The 1,773-nt window shown below is 36.6% G+C and carries 3 protein-coding genes; all 3 read right to left on the bottom strand.

Annotated elements, in window-relative coordinates; translation table 11 throughout:
* Nucleotides 1–306: DsrE family protein (locus tag AMDU4_RS08485; protein WP_290704721.1), on the bottom strand; the 306-nt coding region annotated here is incomplete at its 3' end.
* Nucleotides 307–354: 48 nt separating this feature from the next.
* Nucleotides 355–1,068 (bottom strand): DUF92 domain-containing protein, encoded by a 714-nt coding sequence (locus tag AMDU4_RS08480; RefSeq protein ID WP_021787569.1) that lies wholly within the window; start codon nucleotides 1,066–1,068, stop codon nucleotides 355–357.
* A gap of 1 nt (nucleotide 1,069) precedes the next feature.
* Nucleotides 1,070–1,294, bottom strand: coding sequence for a hypothetical protein (locus AMDU4_RS08475; protein WP_290704718.1), 225 nt, complete (start codon nucleotides 1,292–1,294; stop codon nucleotides 1,070–1,072).
* Nucleotides 1,295–1,773 lie beyond the last annotated feature (479 nt).

Genomic DNA, 1,773 nt, shown 5'->3' with positions numbered 1-1,773 from the left:
CGTCTGGACGCCTCCCATGACCGGTGGTATTCCCTCCAGCATCTGTTCTTCGCTTAGGCCCAGGCCCTTAGCAGAAACCTTGCAATATGTAATACCTATTCCAACAGATTTCATGTTGTTCACAAGATCTACTATTGGCTTTATTCCATTGGAGTCTTTTAAAAGATTTTCTACTCCTCTTCCAAGAAACATAAAATTTACTGTGGCTCCAGCATTTTTAACAGAGTTGTATGAAAAATTAGCAGCAACATTTGCCATGTTCAGGTCATCCTTTCCCTTTGTTAGTATTACGAACATTTTTGCCATAATCTATAATATAATGACTGTTAATAAACATAACTGCGATGTCTATCCTCATATATATATGGCAAAGGCAAGCGCCACAGCCAGAAGTGTAGATAAAGCATTTACCTGGCCTTTGGACATTTTTCCCCTGTTTTCAAACATAGCCCCCAGAAGGCTGTCTACCTGGCATCCTATAAATCCAAGTACTGTTATCAACATGAGCAGAACTATGTTAAAATTATGAAAATCCAGTATAACATATGATAGTCCTATTATAAATGAACCAAGAAGTGCTGTACCCTCACCTAAAAGTGAAATGCCTCCATTTACCCCTGGTGTTGTTCTTTTGAATCCTGTAATCATATAAACATTCCTGTCAAACACCCCTATTTCTGAGGCGAAAGTATCCGCGTTGACAGAGGCAAATGAAACGCTGAATATGAGAAAATAGGGAAATCCGCCTATATGTGCAGCATGCATTACAGCTATTCCTATTCCTATCACTGCCGCGTAGACCACATTAGAGGCATGCCTCTCACCGTTTTCCCCTTCCTGCAACATTCTTCTAGTCTTTTCCCTGATTCTAAATTTTGTTACCATCTGGGCTGTTATGGCAAATATCAGCATGAGAATCAGCCAGTAAAGGGAGCCAAGAATCAGGATAAGAACACCAACAATAAGGGCAGCTATAGTTCCTTTCATATCAAATATCCTTAATTTAATTGACAGGATGAAAAGTATCGCTAAAATAGCAATAGAAGCTGTTATGTAATAGATATCCATCTTACACCCCCTGGGAGACCCCTTGCGAAAACGTGGGGAGGAATTGTGTAGCAAATCTCAATCCCCTGACGTATTTTACCAGTTTGACCTTCTCAGTGTTTATATTCAACTTCGTTTCTACTCCTTTTATAATGCTTGATTTTCTATGTGGAGCATTCCCAGCCGTGTATGTATTTCTCCGGTCTAGTTTCTGCTTTTCTTTCATGTTTTCAAGCCCCAACGTCATGGAAATTCCTCTTTGCATTATCTAAAAGAAAATGCATTGACCCCATCAGACATTAGATGTCATATAGTGTAAACATATAAATTGTTTATCCTGAATTCACTATTTGAGAAAATTATCCGGAGGGACATGCAATATAAATAAGTAATTCAATAAACATATATATTTACTAAAAATATATAGTAAATGCTTAATATACATTGTGAATATATATACAATGATAGAAATTGAAGAGCTAAAAAATAGTATAAATAAAAACCAGAATATAGATTATCTGGGAAATATAAAATTAATGGTATTCGATATGGATGGTGTTTTACTGAAAAATAGAAATTCATGGGATGTAATAATACACAGGTCAATGAATAAAAGGTACTCAGGGCCAGGAATGAAATACACATTTGATTATGTATACAGAAACGGAGNTGCCTGAACACCTCTATGAAAACCTTACTGAAACCAAAATCAGGACATATTAAATC

This window comes from Ferroplasma sp. Type II (genome assembly GCF_000496155.1).
The sequence above is the reverse complement of the archived record's forward strand: the minus strand, read 5'-3'. Positions and strand labels throughout refer to the sequence as shown.